The following is a 17127-nucleotide window of genomic DNA, read 5'->3' as shown; positions in this document are numbered from 1 at the left end:
TATATAACTATTCCATGACGGATAAGGATTCAACCATCTGTTCATAATTTAATGCACCTAGCGCTTTATGCTGAATCACACCATTTGAATCAATCATAAAGGTCGTTGGAACAGGTCTTATCTCGTAAAGCATTGCAATATCATTTGTATCATCCATCGGGATCGTAAAGGTCAATTCAAAATCCTCGATAAAGTCATCGACATCTTGGCGACTTGATTCTGTTGTCGTCAAGTTTACAGCTAGAATTTCAACATCCTCATTTTCATAGAAACGTTGCATATCTGGCATTTCCGCTCGACATGGCGGACACCATGTTCCCCAGAAGTTTAACATGACACGTTCGCCTCTGTAATCACTTAACTGAATGGTATCACCTGATAACGTCTCAAGTTCAAAGTTCGGGGCTGTATCACCAATGTTTAATCCTATTGAATCTGAATCAATAGCACCATCACCTTCAAGATCTGTTTCATCTGTTACTTCAAAATCATCTGCGGTCACATCGTCTCCTTCATCTAAGAAGTCATAAACAGCCCAACCAAATAAACCGAGCAAAACGGCCATAATAATCCATTTTTTCATTCTTCACACCACCTAACCTAGATTAGAAAACCATGTATTTTCAACAAAGCGCAATAGCATATTTGAAAAACGTGCTAAATAACCAGTAAACAATAAGACACCAAACAAAATAATCAAACCGCCACCAATCTTCGTAATCCGTTCACTATATTTTACGAGCCATTTTGCGTAGCCTAAAAAGAACGTTAAGACGAGAAACGGAATAGCAAAGCCGACAATATAAAAGCTCGTATAAAGTAGACCCTGCGCAGGACTTGTCGCAGCAAGAATTAAGATGGAAGCAAAAATAGGGCCAATACAAGGTGTCCATCCTGCAGAAAATCCCACACCAACAAAAAAGCTTCCGAGAAGTCCGATCGGCTTCTTCTTAAATTGGAGACGTTTTTCTTTCATAAGTGTTGGAATCGTTAACCAACCACCAACAATAAGCCCCATCAAAATTAAAAATATACCAGCAATTCTTTGTATAAGAACACCTGATTCACCCGCTAATAAGCCTTGAAGCCATTGACCAAGGAAGGATACCCCTACACCTAAACTAAAGAAAATTAATGATACGCCTAATAAGAAGAAAATCGCATGGATCAGTAACCTGCCTTGCAATTTATGATCGCGTTTTTCTTGCAAGTCTTTCACACTAACCCCAGTAATATAGGATAAATAAGCCGGGAAAATAGGCAAAGTACATGGTGATAAGAAAGATAGTAAGCCAGCACTTAAGGCTAGCCATATCGTAATATCTGTTGCTGCTTCCATTTTAAAAAACCTCTACTTTCTTGAATTGTTAAAGCTTACGTTTAACAACATAAATATAGACCAGACCGATTAAACCGATTAATACATAATATATAGATGAAACGTAAAAACCGAATAACACCATCGTATCAAATAGTGATGCAAACGCTTGGCCGAGTCCCCACACGATCACAATGACAGCCATAAAATGATGATCGAATACTTTAGGCCATATTACAATCGCCATTAACAACAATAAATGAATAGACAATTGAACAATGGACACATACTGCGTTGTTAAAATTAAAGAGCCAAACAAACTAAAAAAATGGGCTGATAAAATAAAACGAACAGATGTGTTTAAAAACTCACCACCATTATAGTTTCCTTGTTTAATATGACGATAAATAAAGATGAAAAGGACTGCTGTTGCCATATAAAAAGCTCTGGAATCACTTGGATAGGCAAGTACAGCGATTGGATCCGTGAAGACCAGTTCGATATGTAAAATCATCTTGCTTATGATCATCGCTATAATAAACGTAATAATGAGATCAACTAAATAATTTAAATGACGTTTTTTTAAATGCGTTTCAAAAGGACTGGTAAACCAAAAAAAGCCTACACCCAATCCTAAACTAACGACGGTAATAATAACGGTTGCTTGAATGACCAGTGGGCCGATCAGAATCGCTTCGGGCATGTTGACACCTCTTTAATTCTTCATAATTTATTATGTATGTGCGTTTATCATTATACCGTAATAGGTATAAATCTCAAATATATTGCTTGTAAAGAAAACACGGAGACGGTTCTCTTGTTTCATTCGAGAACCGTCTCCGTGTTTTATTTATGACACACTGCAATCCCTAAAGGATAGTGTGCTAAATGTTTTTCATCTTCTCTTTGAATCAATGCACCTTTTTGAACATAATAATCAATGGATTGAAACTCAAAATCATCAAATAAATGGTGAAATTCTTCTGGCGTGATTTGATGGACGTGAAAAGGTGAGCCACAAGGTTTCCCTCTTCCTTGTCCAAATGGCGTCGATAAAATCAAGCGTCCGCCTGGTTTTAATAATTGATACAAATTTGTTAAAAATGCACGTTCTGCCTCAACATGCTCATATGTTTCAAAGCTCATAATGGTATCGAACAGGCCAAATGATTTTAGCGATTCATAATCCGTCACATCCGCATAATGAAAAGATGATTTAGGATGATAATATGTTTTTTTGGCATAGCTTAAAACCTCTTGGTCAATATCCAGCCCCACAACTTCCTCAATCTGTTTCTTTTTCTTCTTCGCCACAATATGCGTACCGAACCCAGCACCAGAAGCTACGTCTAAAACACGTCCACTTTCAATAAAGGATACAGCGAAGTGGTATCTCGCAACATGCTCAATTAATAATTCATTCGTTATAGACATATTTTCTGGTATCACGCGTTCTCCTGTATCTTCAATCATACTTCTACCTCTTTTCAGTCACTTTTTTCACATACCGATAGAATTATAACGTATAAGCTAACCGTTGAGAAGGCACGCAACAAAAAGCACGCCCATACAATTCAGACGTGCTCATTTTTATTTTACCTCATCAATTAATTGAATCAGTATTGTTTCAATCTCTTTTGCGATCTCTTTAAGTTTTTCATCACCGATCATTTCAGCTTGTACTGTCGGACGAGGGAGGCCAATAGTGTTCACACCATCCACCTCATAAACAGCAATTTTACATGGTAAAAACAAATTGGCTAACGGATTTTGATCAATTAATTCTTTTGCCTTTTTTGGATTACAAACTTCTAAAATGAGCGATGATTGATCATGATCAATTCCCTTTTTCTTCAATGTTTCTTGAAGATCAAGTTCCCACAATACTCCAAATTGATAAGAAGCGATCGTGTCATGTAGCGCTTGTTGAACTTCTTCAACTGTTTTATTGGTCTTTACTGTGTACTCATACATCGTTAAAACTCCTTTTTATTTACTTTACTTTTGAACTTGGCCAAAGCATCATACCGCCTTCAACATTCGTCACGTCAAATCCTAACTGGTCAAGAAAATGAACAGCTCCTCTACTTCTAGCACCCGTCAGACAAATAATATAATAATGCTGATTCTTGTCCAATTTAGCAATCTGTTGTGGTAGGCTTCCAAGCGGTATATTAATGGCACCTGGCACATGGCCTTCATAATATTCAAATGGTTCTCGTACATCGATCAGTGCAAATGATTCAATACCACTCATTTGCTGATTTAACGTTATGGCATCAATTGATTTCATTTCTTTTATACCTCATGATTTTATTTTCTACTTTTTAATAATAATTCAATCGCTTCATCAATGGCCTCATCTTTTGCTTCTTCATCTTCCTTACTTTCAATCAAGCATTGTTGTAAGTTTTCTCTAACAACTAGTGCCGTAGTCTTATCAATTGCATTACGAACTGCTGACATTTGCATAACAACATCGCGACAAGATTGGTCTTCTTCCATCATTTTAACCAATCCTCGCACTTGGCCTTCCACACGTTTCATTCGATTGATTAATTTGCGATCATAACTCACGATCACCACTCCTCATCTTTCCCATTTCTTCATATAACAATAGGCTTGTTCAATGACCATTATATACCCCGAATGGTATAAGGTCAATCATTATACATGTTCACTCGGTTTAAATTATTCGTTTTAACTTATTAATCTCATTATTTAAAACATCTGGAGCGATCGGTTTAGCGAACCAATAGCCTTGAAGTAATTGACAATCCAATTGTCTTAATAACTCCACGTGCTCTTTTGACTCAATCCCTTCAGCGACAACCATCAGATTTAACGACTGGCTTAACTCCATGATCGCACTTACAATCGCCCGGTCATTATTATCCTCATCTATATGTTGGACAAATGAGCGGTCAATTTTCAATATATCAATTGGGAATTTTTTTAAATAAGATAAAGATGAATACCCAATCCCAAAATCATCGATCGAAATTTTAATCCTCAATTTTTTTAATCCTTGAAGAACAGGTAATGATACAGATAGATCCTTCATCAAAATGTTTTCCGTGATTTCAAATACAAGTCGGTCTGGTGGACAGTTTGTCTCATCTAGAATATGTTGGACCCGCTCTAAAAAGTCAGGTTCCTCTAACTGGCGATAGGATACATTGACAGACATATTATAGTCATAACCTAAATCATTCCATTGGCATAGTTGTACACATGCTTCTTTTATGACCCATTCACCAATCGAAACAATCCACCCTGTTTCTTCAGCAATTGGTATGAAACGATAGGGTGATATCACTCCATACTCTGGGTGAATCCAACGAATTAACGCTTCAAACCCATAAATCATTCGCTTATCTTGATCAATAATCGGTTGGTAATACAACTCGAACTGATCACGTTCTAAGGCGTGATAAAGTTCGTTTTGCAAGCTTAAATTCTCCATTTCATAGACAAGTGCATCTTCTACATAGATATGATATTGATGTTTACCATGCGCTCGAGCTTGTCTGAGAGCAACGTCTGCTTCAATCATCAGTTGATCTTGTGGCTGATTTAATATTAACGTTGCCCCAACACTAATCGTTGCCACAATCGATTCACCTTTAAAGTAGAAAGGTTCTCTAACAAGATCGAGTATTTGTTGCAAACGTACTTTCAACGCTTGATCACTTTCTAGATCTGTTAACACGATTGAAAACTCATCTTCACCTGTTCGAGCTAATATTTCATGATCAATCGCTGCATCCATTCGCTTACGAGTCTCAATTAAAACGAAATCACCTGCCGATTGACCATATACATTACAAATGTCTTTCATCTGGTCAAAATCAAAGACAATCAAGGCTGCACGTCGATCAGATGCGTTTTTAAATTCATTCAAAAGTTGTTTGAAATAAAAACGATTTGGAATTCGCATTAAGGAGTCATAGTTCAGCGCGTGATTTAAAGCCTGTTCAAACCCTTTTCGTTCTGTAATATCACGTGCACTCATCAATATTTTTAAATCTTGTCGATCATCATCATAAAATCGACTTCCTCTAAATTCAAACCACCGAGTACTTCCTGATTGATCAAACAATTGAATTTCAATCATTTCTTCATCATCTGTCCGCTGCACATAATCTAAAAATGCGTCAAATTCAAGCATAGATGAAGCGTCAAGATAATCGCTCATATCATTGATGCGATGAAGCGCACCCATATATAAAAGATGTGAAGGCGATATATATTCAATGTTTAACTGTTCATCTAAAAGGATAATCATTTCACTCGCATGTTCTGAAATTAACTTATACATGTGCTCTCGTTCTTTTATTTCATGTAAGTAATGAGACTTTTGAAGCGCAATCGCAATCAATGAATGATAACTCGAAAATGATTCACGATCTAATGGCATCTCTGTTACATGATGTGGGAAGAAGACAGCAAATAAGCCAATACATTCACCTGAATTTGATTGAATCGGTACTTTCCAAAAAGAACGGTATTTAGATATCAAAATATCCTTTAATGAAGCATCACCATTCCATTGACTTAAATCATCAACATGTGTGATCGTTCCTAATTCATTATTTACATCATTAGCGTCTTTAAAATGTTGTATTAATGTCTGAGGCAAATGTTTAGAATAGAAACAGTGATCTGTCCGTTCATTGTCCTCTTGATAATAAATTAAACAATCTGCTTGCAAGTGTTCAGCAATTAATTGAGCCATTTTAGGAAATAGCACCGTTTCGTCCTCTTCAGAAAGAATTTCTTTAAACATACTCAGCTCAGTATGGATTAATCGATGTTGTTCTTTCTGATCCGTTACATCATCTTGAATCCCAATATAGTATTCAAGTTGATTGTTTTCATCATAAATAGGTGTTACTTTCAGTTCATTCCAAAAAAACGACTCATCTTTGCGATAATTAGGGAGAATGGTTTCATAGGCTTCACCCTCTTGAATGGCTTGATTAAGGCTGTCTACATTTGATTTCCTAGCTGTATCTCGTTGTAAAAAACGTGGATTTTCCCCCACAATTTCTTCAAATGTATAGCCTGTCATCTTTTCAAAGCCTTTATTGACAAAGATAATTGGATTATCCGTTTGATTAGGATCTGTTAATATAACGCCTGAGGAGAGCTGTTCAATCATTCGCTTAAATTGATTATTTTCCTTTGATAGGTCAAGTAATCGTTCTTCTTTCTCTTTTCGTCTTTTAATTTCAGTTTGATAGCGTCTTACTAATTTATAAACCATTATATATAATAAAAATGCAGTCACACTTACAAAACCTAATCCTTTAATCGTCTGAATATCAAACAGACCAAACCATAAAATGTCGAACGTTTCAAACCATTGATCAGATAATAAAATCCATAAACTCGCTACAATGAAGTAACTTAAGGCAACCTGCAAAGCTTGTTTCATCTTACCCCCACCTTAATCATTAAAAGACATTTATAAACTCTATTTATTACTTAGTCAATATTCCCTAGCTATAGGTTTATAAACAAGTTTAGCTCAATCAGTTGCTATTTTTATAATACCCCCCTTATACTGTAATCAATACTAATATGAATGAGGGATAAATAATGTCAACTTTTGAAACATTAACAGATCAATTGAGTTTAGATACATTTATTGAACAACACGACTTGAGTTTCCTTTATATTTCTCGTCCGAATTGCAGTGTATGTGTGAGTCTGCTTCCTCAAATTGAGGAAGTCATGGCTGAATTCCCAGACGTTAAACCCGCCTATGTTAATACTGAAACGATCCCTGAAGTGGCAAGTCGATTTAATATTTTTACTGTTCCGGTTTTGATTTTGTTTGTTGAAGGCAAAGAATATTTACGTGAAGCAAGAATTGTTCCCGTTCAACCATTTAAAGAGAAAGTACAACAAATTGTTGAAGGTTACACATCTTAATCATTGTTAAAGAGTCTGAGGCAAAACAAAATGATGATCTTAAAACACAAACCGTTTAATCGAAGGATCACTGTAATCTGAAATAGACTCATGCTATTTCAGCAGAAATCTAAACATTTTGATTCCGCTTAGTCGTTTGCAATCAAGAGGTGTGTGTCCGACCACTCGCTTGCCGCGGGCGTAGCCTCAACTAACTTAGAAAAGAAACACACTTTTCTAAGTGGATTTTCGGCTGACGCTTTTCCCACAGGCGTCTCGTTGTCAGCACACATTGATTAAAGGTGCGTGATCATCTTTTAGGTAAGGTTTGTTTAAACGAATGAAATCAACAACAGGTTGCTATTAGATATGAAAACAAATAGCCGGACAAAAATAGTTAACATACTATTTTTGTCCGGCTATTACATTGACTTATTTACTTTTGTCTTAGACCCTTTAACGTCTAAGGAATATTGATGAGGTCATTGGGAGAGATCAAACCTAGTAACCGTTGATTTGACTTCCCTTCATCTGTAATGAGCAATGCATCTAAGCGTTCGTGCTTCCGTATACTTTTCATAAAGCAATCTTCCGCTTCATAAACAGTCGTTGATTTTGATATAAAACGATAATTCGCTCGCTCTTCTAATGATTTCATCACGTCATGTAAAGATGTTGCTAAAAGCCCCTCACAATCGCCATTAATGTTTTGCGCTAACCAATGGAGGATTTGTTTATCCGTCAATAATCCGATAAATTGTTTGCTCCGATATACAGGGAATTGAGTGAACTCAGTTTCTCGAATAATCGCAAGTATGTCTTTGACCGTTAAATCCAATTGAACCGTTTTTAAGGTCTTAGAAAAAGCAGGAATAACAAGCTTAGGTGCTGTTAACTCATTCGCAATACCTTCAATCGACTGAACCACCTTTTCATGTGGTTCAGCGATGACATAGTTCATCTCAGTCCGTTCATGTACAATCGCATTTCTTAATTCGGAATACTCTAACAAATCATTATGATAGCGATCAACAACTGCATTCGACTTTCGTAATCTTTGAACCGCCCTATGAAACGGAATATATCTCGAATCTTGAATTTCTTGATCAAAGTATTTTTCTATTTTATTAAAAGCGACTAAAAAACGTTCAGACTGACTCATTTACACCCATCTCCTCATAACTTGCGCTTAAGACAATTTAAAACGATTCACTTCAGCTTCTAGTTGATCTGCTAATTGTTTAAGTCCCTCAGCTGAGTTTGTGATCTCTTCCATAGAACTTAACGACTCTTCAGAAGAAGCAGCTGTTTCTTCTACACCGGCTGCAGATTCTTCTGAAACAGAAGCAATATCTTCAATTGCTCGATGCATCTCATCCGTATTTTTTACAACATGATTTAATTCATTCGAAATATTAGCTAGTTGAGCTGTAATCGCATCATACGATTGATGCATGTCATTAAATAATTCTCCGGTTTTGTCAATTTGCTCTGACCCTTGATTAACATGCTGATAACCTGTTTCTAACGCTTCTGCCACAGAATCTGAACCTTCTTGAATACGATCAGATATTTGAGTGATTTCATTGATCGATGTCGCCACTTGTTCTGCTAGTTTACGCACTTCATCTGCCACAACAGCAAATCCTTTACCATCTTCACCAGCTCGAGCCGCTTCGATCGCCGCGTTTAATGCAAGTAAATTCGTTTGCTCTGCAATATCTGACACCACTTCAACAAGTTTTGATATTTGCTTTGATTCTTGATCTAATAAACGTACTTTCTCAACCGCATTTTTAACAATCGTATGAACATCATTCATTGTTTGGACTGAATTATTCATCGATTGAGCGCCTTCTTCTGATAATTTAGAGACTTGTATTGCTTCTTCATTTGTGTTTTTTGCAACATGATCTGCTTCTTTAATCTTCGTTAGGAATGCGTCCATCGTTTCCGTTAATGTGGTTGCATGATTGGCCTGTGACTCGGCACCATCTGATAACTCTTCCATGGTTGTTGCAATCTGCTTGCTTCCTTCTTTAACTTCTTGAGATGACGAACTTAACGTATTGGCTTGAGTTAAGACATCTTTTGTTGCCTTATTGATTTGTTCTAATACACCTTTAACATTTGAGCGCATCGTATTAGTTGCTTGATACAACATGCCGATTTCATCTTTTCGCTTCGTTGTGAGTGCTTCACCCGTCAAGTCACCATTTGCAACTTGATCAAGCTCTGTTGCCACTTGATTTAAAGGTCGACCTATATTTCGCCCCATAATTAAACCGATCAGAATGGCGATTACAGTTGCAATAGCAAGTGTTACGATAACGATTAATAGATTCATGTTATAAGCCTGGGTATTCTCATCGCTCAAGGCTTCAATCTGTTCATTGCTTAACTCATTTAATACAGCAAGCTGTTCACTAGCAGGTGTGTAATGAGTACCTCCATCTCTAATGCCAGATTGAGCAGCTGAATATTGTCCATTATTTAGCAGTCGAATATTATTATTCACAATATCTTCAAAAGCAGCCCATTCTTCTTGAAAAACATTGAATTCAGCCTCTTCTTCTGAAGTGAGTGGTGCTTCTTGATAACTTTCTATGTATTCATCAATTAATGCCATATTATCTAGAGCGACCTCTGTATAGGATGCATCACGTTCTAATGTTGCTGTTACCATATTGACACGCGTATTCTCGGCAAGCCTTGTCATTTCATTCAAATCATTAAGCGGTTCTACGCGGTCTTCATACATTTCTGTTGCATTTTGATTAATCACAGATAATGACATGATCGCAACCACACCCGTTACAATTAATACAATAACCATAGCGATTGATGACGCCATTAACTTACCTGTTATTTTCATGTTGCTCCCCCCTATTAAATACAAGTCGAATTTATTAATATTCTAACACTCTATGCAAAATTAGGGAATATACTTTAAATAAATTGTCGAATGACTTTTTTACTAGAATTTATAAATTCTTCAATAAAAAATTGGCTAGTCAAAACCTTTCAATTCATCTATAATTGAGTTGGATAAAATTACAAGGAGGTTTCAAGAAATGCGTGAAGAACCAGAACAAAGAATTGAGCGCACAGCGATTAACGTATGGCGTACACACGGACTGATCACTGCAATTATTTTACTCATACTCGTCGGGGCAGTATTTGCTGTAAGCTATTGGTTTGAATGGCCTTATTGGATCAGTGCAATCGGACTTGGCGTGACACTAGTCATAGCTATTATTCATTTAGGACTCATCCCACCCATTAGATGGAGACGCTGGCGCTATCAATTGTACGACCAAGAAATTTATATTCAGCACGGCATTATTATTGTTAAACGCACACTCGTTCCAATGATTCGTGTGCAACATGTTGACACAAAGCAAGGACCTATTTTAAAAAAGTTTAATTTATCGACACTTCAAGTCTCAACAGCGGCAACAACACACTCTATTCCAGCTCTAACTGTTAAAGAAGCAGAGAGGTTGCGCGATCAAATATCAATACTTGCTAGGGTGGACCAAGATGACATTTGAACCGAAAAGACTACATATATCAGCGATTTTATTTATTGCACTTAAGACGATCAAAGAATCCATCGTGATTATCTTTTCACTGATTTTTATTATTGGACGTATTGATTTTTTTAATTATGTCATACTTGGTATGGCTTTAATGGTGGCCGGGATCATTTTATTCAGTTGGTTAAAGTGGTTACGGTTTAAATACGCCCTTGATGAAGATGGATTAAAAATTGAACAAGGCATTATCATCAGGCATCACCGAAGTATTTCAAAGCATCGTATTCAATCGATTAATTTTAGTCAAACGATTATCCATCGTATGTTCGGCTTAACTGAGGTGCAAATCGAAACAGCCGGAAGCGATATGGAAGTTGATGCGAAATTAAGTGCCCTCACACAAACAGAAGCGAAGCAACTAAGGAAAGCTTTAAAATCTTCAAATGCTGAACAAGCGATTGATGAAACAACGGAAGATGCGCAATATGATTATGATTATGCGCTTAAGAATAATCTTCCGCGGTTTGAAATTAGTTATAAACGATTATTTATCTTCGGCTCAACATCAGGTGGATTTGGTCTCATCTTTGCTGTTGTTCTTTTCATCATGAACGAAGCAGAAGTCTTTGTCCCTGATGACATTTATGAAACGACAACGAATTGGTTATTTGCTCAAGCCGTCACAACGCTCATTATTCTGATTGTTCTCTTTTTACTTTTCACATGGTTAATTGGGGTTTTAGGATCAGTCGTCAAGTATGGAGATTTTACGATTATCCGCTACAGTGATGAACTTTATATCACGCGTGGTTTATGGGAGAAAAAACAATTAACGATCCCTTTAAAACGGATTCAAGCAATCGGCTTTAAACAAAATCCGCTTAGACTCCCATTCGATCTTGGCTTTGTTTATGTGGAAATTGCAGGTGGTGAAGTCGAAACTGGTCAAAATAATCGCACCATCGTTTTTCCACTGCTTAGACGAAAAGAGTTAACATCATTTTTTGAAAGCTTAGTACCAGAGTATGCGACTAACTTTGATGAGATAAAACCCATCTCAAAACGATTATTCGCCTTTTACAGTGGGATCGTAACGCTCATTTTAGTATTACCCATTGGTGCCTTATTGTATTTCGTTCCAAATTTATGGTGGATCGGACTGATTGTTTACGGTTTAGCTATTTTATATAGTTATTTCACCTATAAAATGATGGGATTCTATCAAATAGACAATCAACTCTGTATGCAGTCATTCCTACTCGGTTCTAAACAAATCATCTTTATGAAAAAGCGACGTATTCAAGCTTTTGAGAAAAGACAAAGTTTACTTCAAAAACGGATCAATATTGCATCAATTCAAGCTTCAATTATGAATAACTTTATCGGTCAACATTACAGCGTAAGTGGTCTAACTGAGACACAAATCGGTAACTTAAGCGATTGGTATTCTTACCAAGATGAATATAAGTTAGAAGATATTGACCAGCCATAATAAAGAGATCACAACAACTGTTGTGATCTCTTTTTATTAATTAAAGCATTAAATAATCATGTTCATATAGAAATGTGTAGCTAAAATCAATAAATATAAAGTAATCAGAAGTAATGGGAAAGCTCAATGTTCGAACGCGTTCCCTAGTTTCAATATCTGCATAGAGATCAGAAAGCATCGCACGATTCCACAGGCGCATTTGCATCATATTTTCAATAAAGTATGGACGAAAAGCCCAATTAGATCCAATAAATTGATTATCTAATTGCCACTCACCAGAAACACGTGAATAGTTACCCGAAACTTGCTTGCCATTTGCATAACAAACATAAATTCTGAAACTCTCTTGGTCAAATGCTTTAGCCACGCTCGCAACAAAACCATTCACATCTTTAACACCTTGCCATTTATCTGTTAATTGCTTTAACTCATTTTCCCAAGACACAACTTGTTTTAATCGTTGTTCAACTAATTGCATGTCCCTGCTAACATAATGGTCAATCACTTCTGATATATTTACTTTTAATTCTGGATCATTGATAGAATCACGTTCAGATGCTAAATAATCACCTTGGTAATAACGTCCTCCATGTTTCCAAGCGTAATATTGAAGAAACTCATCCTCAATTTTTTCAAATAAGAGCGACGCTCCAATTCGTTCAGCTAACTGTTCAAACGTATACATAATGTCATCATACCCATCTGCATCATAACTTCCAATGACACGGGTATTGATCGTTAGTAAGTTCGGCTCTAATTGACGGATCAAGTCTAAATGAGCCGTCTTACTTCCTAGCTGACTAATTGCCAGCTGAATACCTGTATTTTTATAGTAAAGCAATAAATGATACAAATCATCATAATACTGCGTAAGATCTTCTTCTCGTATTTCTACAACAATTTGATTAAATCGAACACCAAGTTGAGTAAACTCACTCAACAGATCAACGAGCGGTTCACCATCCTGAATCAATAATTCTTCAGCTGTTCGGTTTATGACTAAAAATAGTGACGGGTCACCTTTTAGAAATGGTAAAACGGCTTCTAAAGTTGTTTGATCAATCTCTAACTTGTATTCACTTGGCACATCCTCATCTAAAAAGAATTCAGATAATGAGATATAACCATTCTCTGTCTCAAGTCGACTGTATAGTTCATAACCAATGATTTGATGCGAAACAGCGCTTATAATCGGTTGAAATCCGGGTTTGATCTTTGTTTTATTTTCTATAATCTCAAGTGCTTCCATGCTGACCCCTCCTGCTGGACGCCTTTTTCTATCTATGTATCATTATATCATGTTTTTTCAAATGGTGACTAGCTTGATTTCCTATGGTCATCTGTTACTAATGATAGTATAATGACCATAACCTACATCATTCTTAAGTAAGTAGACTAAAGTTGGAGTGTTTATTTTATGACGATCTATGATTTGAATCCGTTCTCAGAAATTGATTACTATCAATTTTTTCAACATTACAAAGCCCCGATCTATATATTAACAACAGATTCAGACTATACACAGATAACAATTGCCCAATTGAATCAAGCGGCATTTGAACAAAGCGGCTATAAAAACAAAGAATTAAACAAAAAACCGATTGATTTTTTATTAGACCTCCCAAAAGACGATCTCTTAATGTGGAAAAAACAATTGGAGCACACACACCAAGTGAGAACGTCTGGAACACTAAAACACAAAGATAAATACACAACAGCTGTATCCATCCATGCGCACCTTCTTCAAATTGAAAGCGAAACAAACTACATAATTCTCACAATGCGTGATTTAACACAAGACATGAAACTTGATCCAAAACCATCTCAACGCATGTTGGAATATGAATCATTATTTTATAATAGTCCTTATACGATTTTTACATTAGACAATAATGGTTATTTAACAACTATAAATCCAGCTGGTGTAAAACTTTTAGGTTTCACGGCAAAAGATATGAAGGGTGAGCACTATTTATCTTTTATCGCACCATCTGACCATGACAAAGCAATAGAAGCTTTTCAACACGTGAACAAAGGATATATAAAAGAGATTGAGTTAAACGGATTTAGCTCAAGACAACAGAAAAAATTACTCAATATTACGGCTGTTCCAATTATTATTAATGGTCAAATAAATGGGTTAATCGGAATGATTGAAGATATTACGCAAGAGAGAATTGTCCATGAATTACTTGAAGAAAGCAAACAACAATTTCAAGTATTATTTGATAATAATATTGATTCTGTCTCAACATTTGACTTATCCGGTTCATTCATTGATGCAAATCAAGCAACAGAAACATTAACAGGTTACAGCAAAAATGAATTAATTGGACAAAATTATTTGAATTTGATCGCAGAGGATGTTTTGGAGACATCACAGGAAAAATTTAAATTGAGCTTAAATGGCGAGGCTATTCAACATGAAACCAAAATCATTCATAAAAAAGGACATATCTTACATCTGCATTTAACGATTGTTCCCATCACTTTAGACAATCAAGTTAAAGGGATTCACTGTATAGCTAAAGACATTACAGAAAATAAACAATTAACGGATCAGCTTAATCACATGGCTTATCATGATCACTTAACAACACTGCCTAATCAGCTCGCCTTAGTGAATGATTTCAATCAATTATTAACGCACTTTAAAGATAAGCAACACGCTATCTTATTTTTAGACTTAGACCGATTTAAAGTAATAAACGATTCGCTAGGCCACACGAAGGGAGACCTTTTGTTAAAACAAGTCGCCGATCGAATTAAAACGACTTTAACAGCATCTGCGAAAGCATATCGTTACGGTGGAGATGAATTTGTCATCGTTTTAGAAAATACCGATCAGTTTCAAGCTGAAAATTACGCCAATCAATTACTTACGAGAATGAGTGAACCTTATTCAATCGATCATTTGGAGATTGTGAATACACCATCAATTGGTATTAGCCTCTATCCAGAAGATGCAACCGACCAAGACAACTTAATTAAGAAAGCCGATCATGCGATGTATTATGCAAAAGGGCTTGGTAAGAAAAATTTTCAATTTTATCAAACAGATATGCTCACGCACTCAAAAGGTAACATCAAAATTGAAAATGAACTGAGAAAAGCGATTGAAAAAGATGAGTTCTATCTTTTATATCAACCTCAATTCGATTCGCGCACACATAAAATGACTGGGGTCGAGGCTCTAATCAGATGGTCAAATGAAGCTTATGGTGAATTGACACCGAATGAATTCATACCTTTAGCTGAAGAGACAGGATTAATTCTTCCAATCGGTGAGTGGGTCATTAATGAGGCGTGTGAACAGGTGCAAAAATGGATTCAGAAGGGGCATGAAGCTGTTTCAATATCTGTCAATTTATCAATTCGTCAGTTTTATCAAGCCAATTTAATTACAATGATTGAGAATATATTAAAAAAGACAAACGTACCTCCACATTGTCTTGTGATTGAAATTACAGAATCAATGGCAATGGATGCTATAAGTGCTCAAAAGATTTTAGATCAACTAAAAACGATTGGTGTTGAAATATCAATCGATGACTTTGGTACAGGTTATAGCTCACTTAGTTATTTAAAACGATTTCCAATTGATTATTTGAAAATTGATCAATCATTTGTACAAGACATGTCCACTGATATAGACGATCGTGATATTATTGAATCGATTATTTTATTAGGGCATAAACTAAATATGAGACTTGTAGCTGAAGGTGTAGAAACGATAAAGCATGCGAATCTTCTTACAGATATGGGAAGCGACCTCCTTCAAGGCTATTACTTTAGTAAGCCGATCACACCTGAATTAATCGAAACTTACTATTTATCGCAATCATGAGATGTATAAACCTTGACACATACGATATAATGTATAAGGAGCTCGTTTTGACGAATGATGTCGATTATTCATTAAATTTATACGAGAAATTGGAAGGTGTAGCTTATGTCTGATTTTGCTATTCTCACTGCTATCGTGTTTTTTAGCATCGCTACCTCAATCAGTTTATACATGTTTATAAAAGGTTTAGGAAAATTTTATTTATTGATTGCAGCTGTTAACTTGCTGTTAATTTACTTCCTATTGATTCTATCAAATCCTACAACAGAGGATTCACTACTTTATTTATTTAACTTTTAAAATAAGGCGCGAGCATGAGCTCACGCCTTATTTTTTCAAATTTCTTATCTTTTTAAATTAACCGATCACATCATAACGTTTCAGCAATGGTTCAGATACACGACGATTAAAAAATGCCACGCCATTTCCAAGTGACACCGCGATAATTAGTGTGCCAATATTCACTACAGCACCAAATAAAAAACCAATAATAACGGCCAAAATATCAACGCCCATTCGAGCTTTGGCAAATGACACCTTATCTTTTGTAAAAGCCATAATAATTAATGGTAACGCATCATACGGCGCAACTCCAAGTTGTGCGGTAATATAGAGGCTCAATCCTAAACTGGCCAATATTATTCCAATCGCCAACATAATCAGCCGAATAACAAGCGGGATCGATTCAATCGGTAATTGTTCATAGCTATAAACGGTAAAGTCAGCAATATAACCAAGTGCTGTCATATTCACAAGTGTACCGATCCCAATTAAATGTCGACCATATAATAAAATTACGATAAATAATAGACTATTAAAAACAAGCTGATAATTGCCAAACGACCACCCTAGCGTCGAACTCACACCTAGATTCATCGTCGCAAATGGATCGGTTCCCAGTTCAGCTATGATAAAGACTCCTATCGCAAAACCTAGTAATATATTTCCTAGTATCATCATAAGTAATTTTAACTGTAATTTAGACATCGATCGTTTCCTTTCACCATTTGAA

16 protein-coding genes are annotated in these 17127 nt (G+C 35.9%); 4 read left to right on the top strand and 12 right to left on the bottom strand.

The window, feature by feature from the left end; all coding sequences use genetic code 11:
- Positions 1 to 7 precede the first annotated feature (7 nt).
- The 8 genes from BLR62_RS09015 to BLR62_RS08980 all read right to left on the bottom strand — a co-directional run bounded on the left by BLR62_RS09015 (position 8) and on the right by BLR62_RS08980 (position 6758).
- Complete coding sequence (locus tag BLR62_RS09015) at positions 8 to 583, bottom strand: redoxin domain-containing protein (protein ID WP_090796033.1); 576 nt, start codon at positions 581 to 583, stop codon at positions 8 to 10.
- Between the two features lie 12 nt (positions 584 to 595).
- Complete coding sequence (locus tag BLR62_RS09010; protein WP_090796031.1) at positions 596 to 1339, bottom strand: cytochrome c biogenesis CcdA family protein; 744 nt, start codon at positions 1337 to 1339, stop codon at positions 596 to 598.
- Between the two features lie 28 nt (positions 1340 to 1367).
- The gene (locus BLR62_RS09005; RefSeq protein WP_090796028.1) at positions 1368 to 2021 is read right to left on the bottom strand and encodes a hypothetical protein; all 654 of its coding nucleotides are present in this window, start codon (positions 2019 to 2021) and stop codon (positions 1368 to 1370) included.
- A 143-nt stretch (positions 2022 to 2164) separates the two neighbouring features.
- Entirely contained in the window at positions 2165 to 2791 is a 627-nt protein-coding gene (locus tag BLR62_RS09000; protein WP_090796025.1) for a class I SAM-dependent methyltransferase, read from the bottom strand.
- A 117-nt stretch (positions 2792 to 2908) separates the two neighbouring features.
- Positions 2909 to 3292, bottom strand: coding sequence for a DUF302 domain-containing protein (locus tag BLR62_RS08995; RefSeq protein ID WP_090796023.1), 384 nt, complete (start codon positions 3290 to 3292; stop codon positions 2909 to 2911).
- Positions 3293 to 3311: 19 nt separating this feature from the next.
- Positions 3312 to 3611: a rhodanese-like domain-containing protein gene (locus BLR62_RS08990; RefSeq protein WP_090796021.1), complete on the bottom strand. Its 300-nt coding sequence runs from the start codon at positions 3609 to 3611 to the stop codon at positions 3312 to 3314.
- 20 nt (positions 3612 to 3631) lie between these two features.
- Positions 3632 to 3895: a metal-sensitive transcriptional regulator gene (locus tag BLR62_RS08985; protein ID WP_176759265.1), complete on the bottom strand. Its 264-nt coding sequence runs from the start codon at positions 3893 to 3895 to the stop codon at positions 3632 to 3634.
- Positions 3896 to 4004: 109 nt separating this feature from the next.
- Positions 4005 to 6758: an EAL domain-containing protein gene (locus BLR62_RS08980; RefSeq protein WP_090796016.1), complete on the bottom strand. Its 2754-nt coding sequence runs from the start codon at positions 6756 to 6758 to the stop codon at positions 4005 to 4007.
- Between the two features lie 164 nt (positions 6759 to 6922).
- Between BLR62_RS08980 and BLR62_RS08975 the strand changes: the two genes are divergently transcribed.
- Positions 6923 to 7258 (top strand): thioredoxin family protein, encoded by a 336-nt coding sequence (locus BLR62_RS08975; protein WP_090796014.1) that lies wholly within the window; start codon positions 6923 to 6925, stop codon positions 7256 to 7258.
- Positions 7259 to 7700: 442 nt separating this feature from the next.
- On the opposite strand, the gene BLR62_RS08970 is transcribed toward BLR62_RS08975, so the two are convergent.
- Together BLR62_RS08970 and BLR62_RS08965 are read right to left on the bottom strand one after the other, a co-directional pair.
- Positions 7701 to 8399 carry a CBS domain-containing protein gene (locus BLR62_RS08970; protein ID WP_090796012.1) on the bottom strand — a complete coding sequence of 233 codons (699 nt, stop codon included), beginning with the start codon at positions 8397 to 8399 and terminating at the stop codon, positions 7701 to 7703.
- A 27-nt stretch (positions 8400 to 8426) separates the two neighbouring features.
- Positions 8427 to 10112 carry a methyl-accepting chemotaxis protein gene (locus tag BLR62_RS08965; RefSeq protein ID WP_090796010.1) on the bottom strand — a complete coding sequence of 562 codons (1686 nt, stop codon included), beginning with the start codon at positions 10110 to 10112 and terminating at the stop codon, positions 8427 to 8429.
- 199 nt (positions 10113 to 10311) lie between these two features.
- Here BLR62_RS08965 and BLR62_RS08960 point away from each other — a divergent pair, with 199 nt between their 5' ends.
- Together BLR62_RS08960 and BLR62_RS08955 are read left to right on the top strand one after the other, a co-directional pair.
- Positions 10312 to 10791, top strand: coding sequence for a PH domain-containing protein (locus BLR62_RS08960; RefSeq protein WP_090796008.1), 480 nt, complete (start codon positions 10312 to 10314; stop codon positions 10789 to 10791).
- Positions 10781 to 12268, top strand: a complete 1488-nt coding sequence (locus BLR62_RS08955; RefSeq protein WP_090796006.1) for a PH domain-containing protein — start codon at positions 10781 to 10783, stop codon at positions 12266 to 12268. Before BLR62_RS08960 ends, BLR62_RS08955 begins: the two co-directional genes overlap by 11 nt.
- Positions 12269 to 12308: 40 nt before the next feature.
- On the opposite strand, the gene BLR62_RS08950 is transcribed toward BLR62_RS08955, so the two are convergent.
- Positions 12309 to 13517, bottom strand: coding sequence for an EAL domain-containing protein (locus BLR62_RS08950; protein ID WP_090796004.1), 1209 nt, complete (start codon positions 13515 to 13517; stop codon positions 12309 to 12311).
- Positions 13518 to 13685: 168 nt separating this feature from the next.
- Between BLR62_RS08950 and BLR62_RS08945 the strand changes: the two genes are divergently transcribed.
- Positions 13686 to 16115: a bifunctional diguanylate cyclase/phosphodiesterase gene (locus tag BLR62_RS08945; RefSeq protein ID WP_090796001.1), complete on the top strand. Its 2430-nt coding sequence runs from the start codon at positions 13686 to 13688 to the stop codon at positions 16113 to 16115.
- Between the two features lie 357 nt (positions 16116 to 16472).
- Here BLR62_RS08945 and BLR62_RS08935 read toward each other — a convergent pair whose 3' ends face one another.
- Positions 16473 to 17102, bottom strand: coding sequence for a YczE/YyaS/YitT family protein (locus tag BLR62_RS08935; RefSeq protein WP_090795997.1), 630 nt, complete (start codon positions 17100 to 17102; stop codon positions 16473 to 16475).
- Between the last annotated feature and the right edge of the window lie 25 nt (positions 17103 to 17127).

The organism is Pelagirhabdus alkalitolerans, assembly GCF_900096905.1.
Classification (GTDB): Bacteria; Bacillota; Bacilli; order Bacillales; family Amphibacillaceae; genus Pelagirhabdus; species Pelagirhabdus alkalitolerans.
Note: the sequence above shows the minus strand (reverse complement) of the source record. Positions and strands in the feature narration are given on the sequence as shown.

Excerpts from the sequence above, each read along its gene's own strand:
- BLR62_RS09015 (WP_090796033.1), bottom strand. The coding sequence starts at position 583 with ATGAAAAAATGGATTATTATGGCCGTTTTGCTCGGTTTATTTGGTTGG.
- BLR62_RS09010 (WP_090796031.1), bottom strand. The coding sequence starts at position 1,339 with ATGGAAGCAGCAACAGATATTACGATATGGCTAGCCTTAAGTGCTGGC.
- BLR62_RS09005 (WP_090796028.1), bottom strand. The coding sequence starts at position 2,021 with ATGCCCGAAGCGATTCTGATCGGCCCACTGGTCATTCAAGCAACCGTT.
- BLR62_RS09000 (WP_090796025.1), bottom strand. The coding sequence starts at position 2,791 with ATGATTGAAGATACAGGAGAACGCGTGATACCAGAAAATATGTCTATA.
- BLR62_RS08995 (WP_090796023.1), bottom strand. The coding sequence starts at position 3,292 with ATGTATGAGTACACAGTAAAGACCAATAAAACAGTTGAAGAAGTTCAA.
- BLR62_RS08990 (WP_090796021.1), bottom strand. The coding sequence starts at position 3,611 with ATGAAATCAATTGATGCCATAACGTTAAATCAGCAAATGAGTGGTATT.
- BLR62_RS08980 (WP_090796016.1), bottom strand. The coding sequence starts at position 6,758 with ATGAAACAAGCTTTGCAGGTTGCCTTAAGTTACTTCATTGTAGCGAGT.
- BLR62_RS08975 (WP_090796014.1), top strand. The coding sequence starts at position 6,923 with ATGTCAACTTTTGAAACATTAACAGATCAATTGAGTTTAGATACATTT.
- BLR62_RS08970 (WP_090796012.1), bottom strand. The coding sequence starts at position 8,399 with ATGAGTCAGTCTGAACGTTTTTTAGTCGCTTTTAATAAAATAGAAAAA.
- BLR62_RS08965 (WP_090796010.1), bottom strand. The coding sequence starts at position 10,112 with ATGAAAATAACAGGTAAGTTAATGGCGTCATCAATCGCTATGGTTATT.
- BLR62_RS08960 (WP_090796008.1), top strand. The coding sequence starts at position 10,312 with ATGCGTGAAGAACCAGAACAAAGAATTGAGCGCACAGCGATTAACGTA.
- BLR62_RS08955 (WP_090796006.1), top strand. The coding sequence starts at position 10,781 with ATGACATTTGAACCGAAAAGACTACATATATCAGCGATTTTATTTATT.
- BLR62_RS08950 (WP_090796004.1), bottom strand. The coding sequence starts at position 13,517 with ATGGAAGCACTTGAGATTATAGAAAATAAAACAAAGATCAAACCCGGA.
- BLR62_RS08945 (WP_090796001.1), top strand. The coding sequence starts at position 13,686 with ATGACGATCTATGATTTGAATCCGTTCTCAGAAATTGATTACTATCAA.
- BLR62_RS08935 (WP_090795997.1), bottom strand. The coding sequence starts at position 17,102 with ATGTCTAAATTACAGTTAAAATTACTTATGATGATACTAGGAAATATA.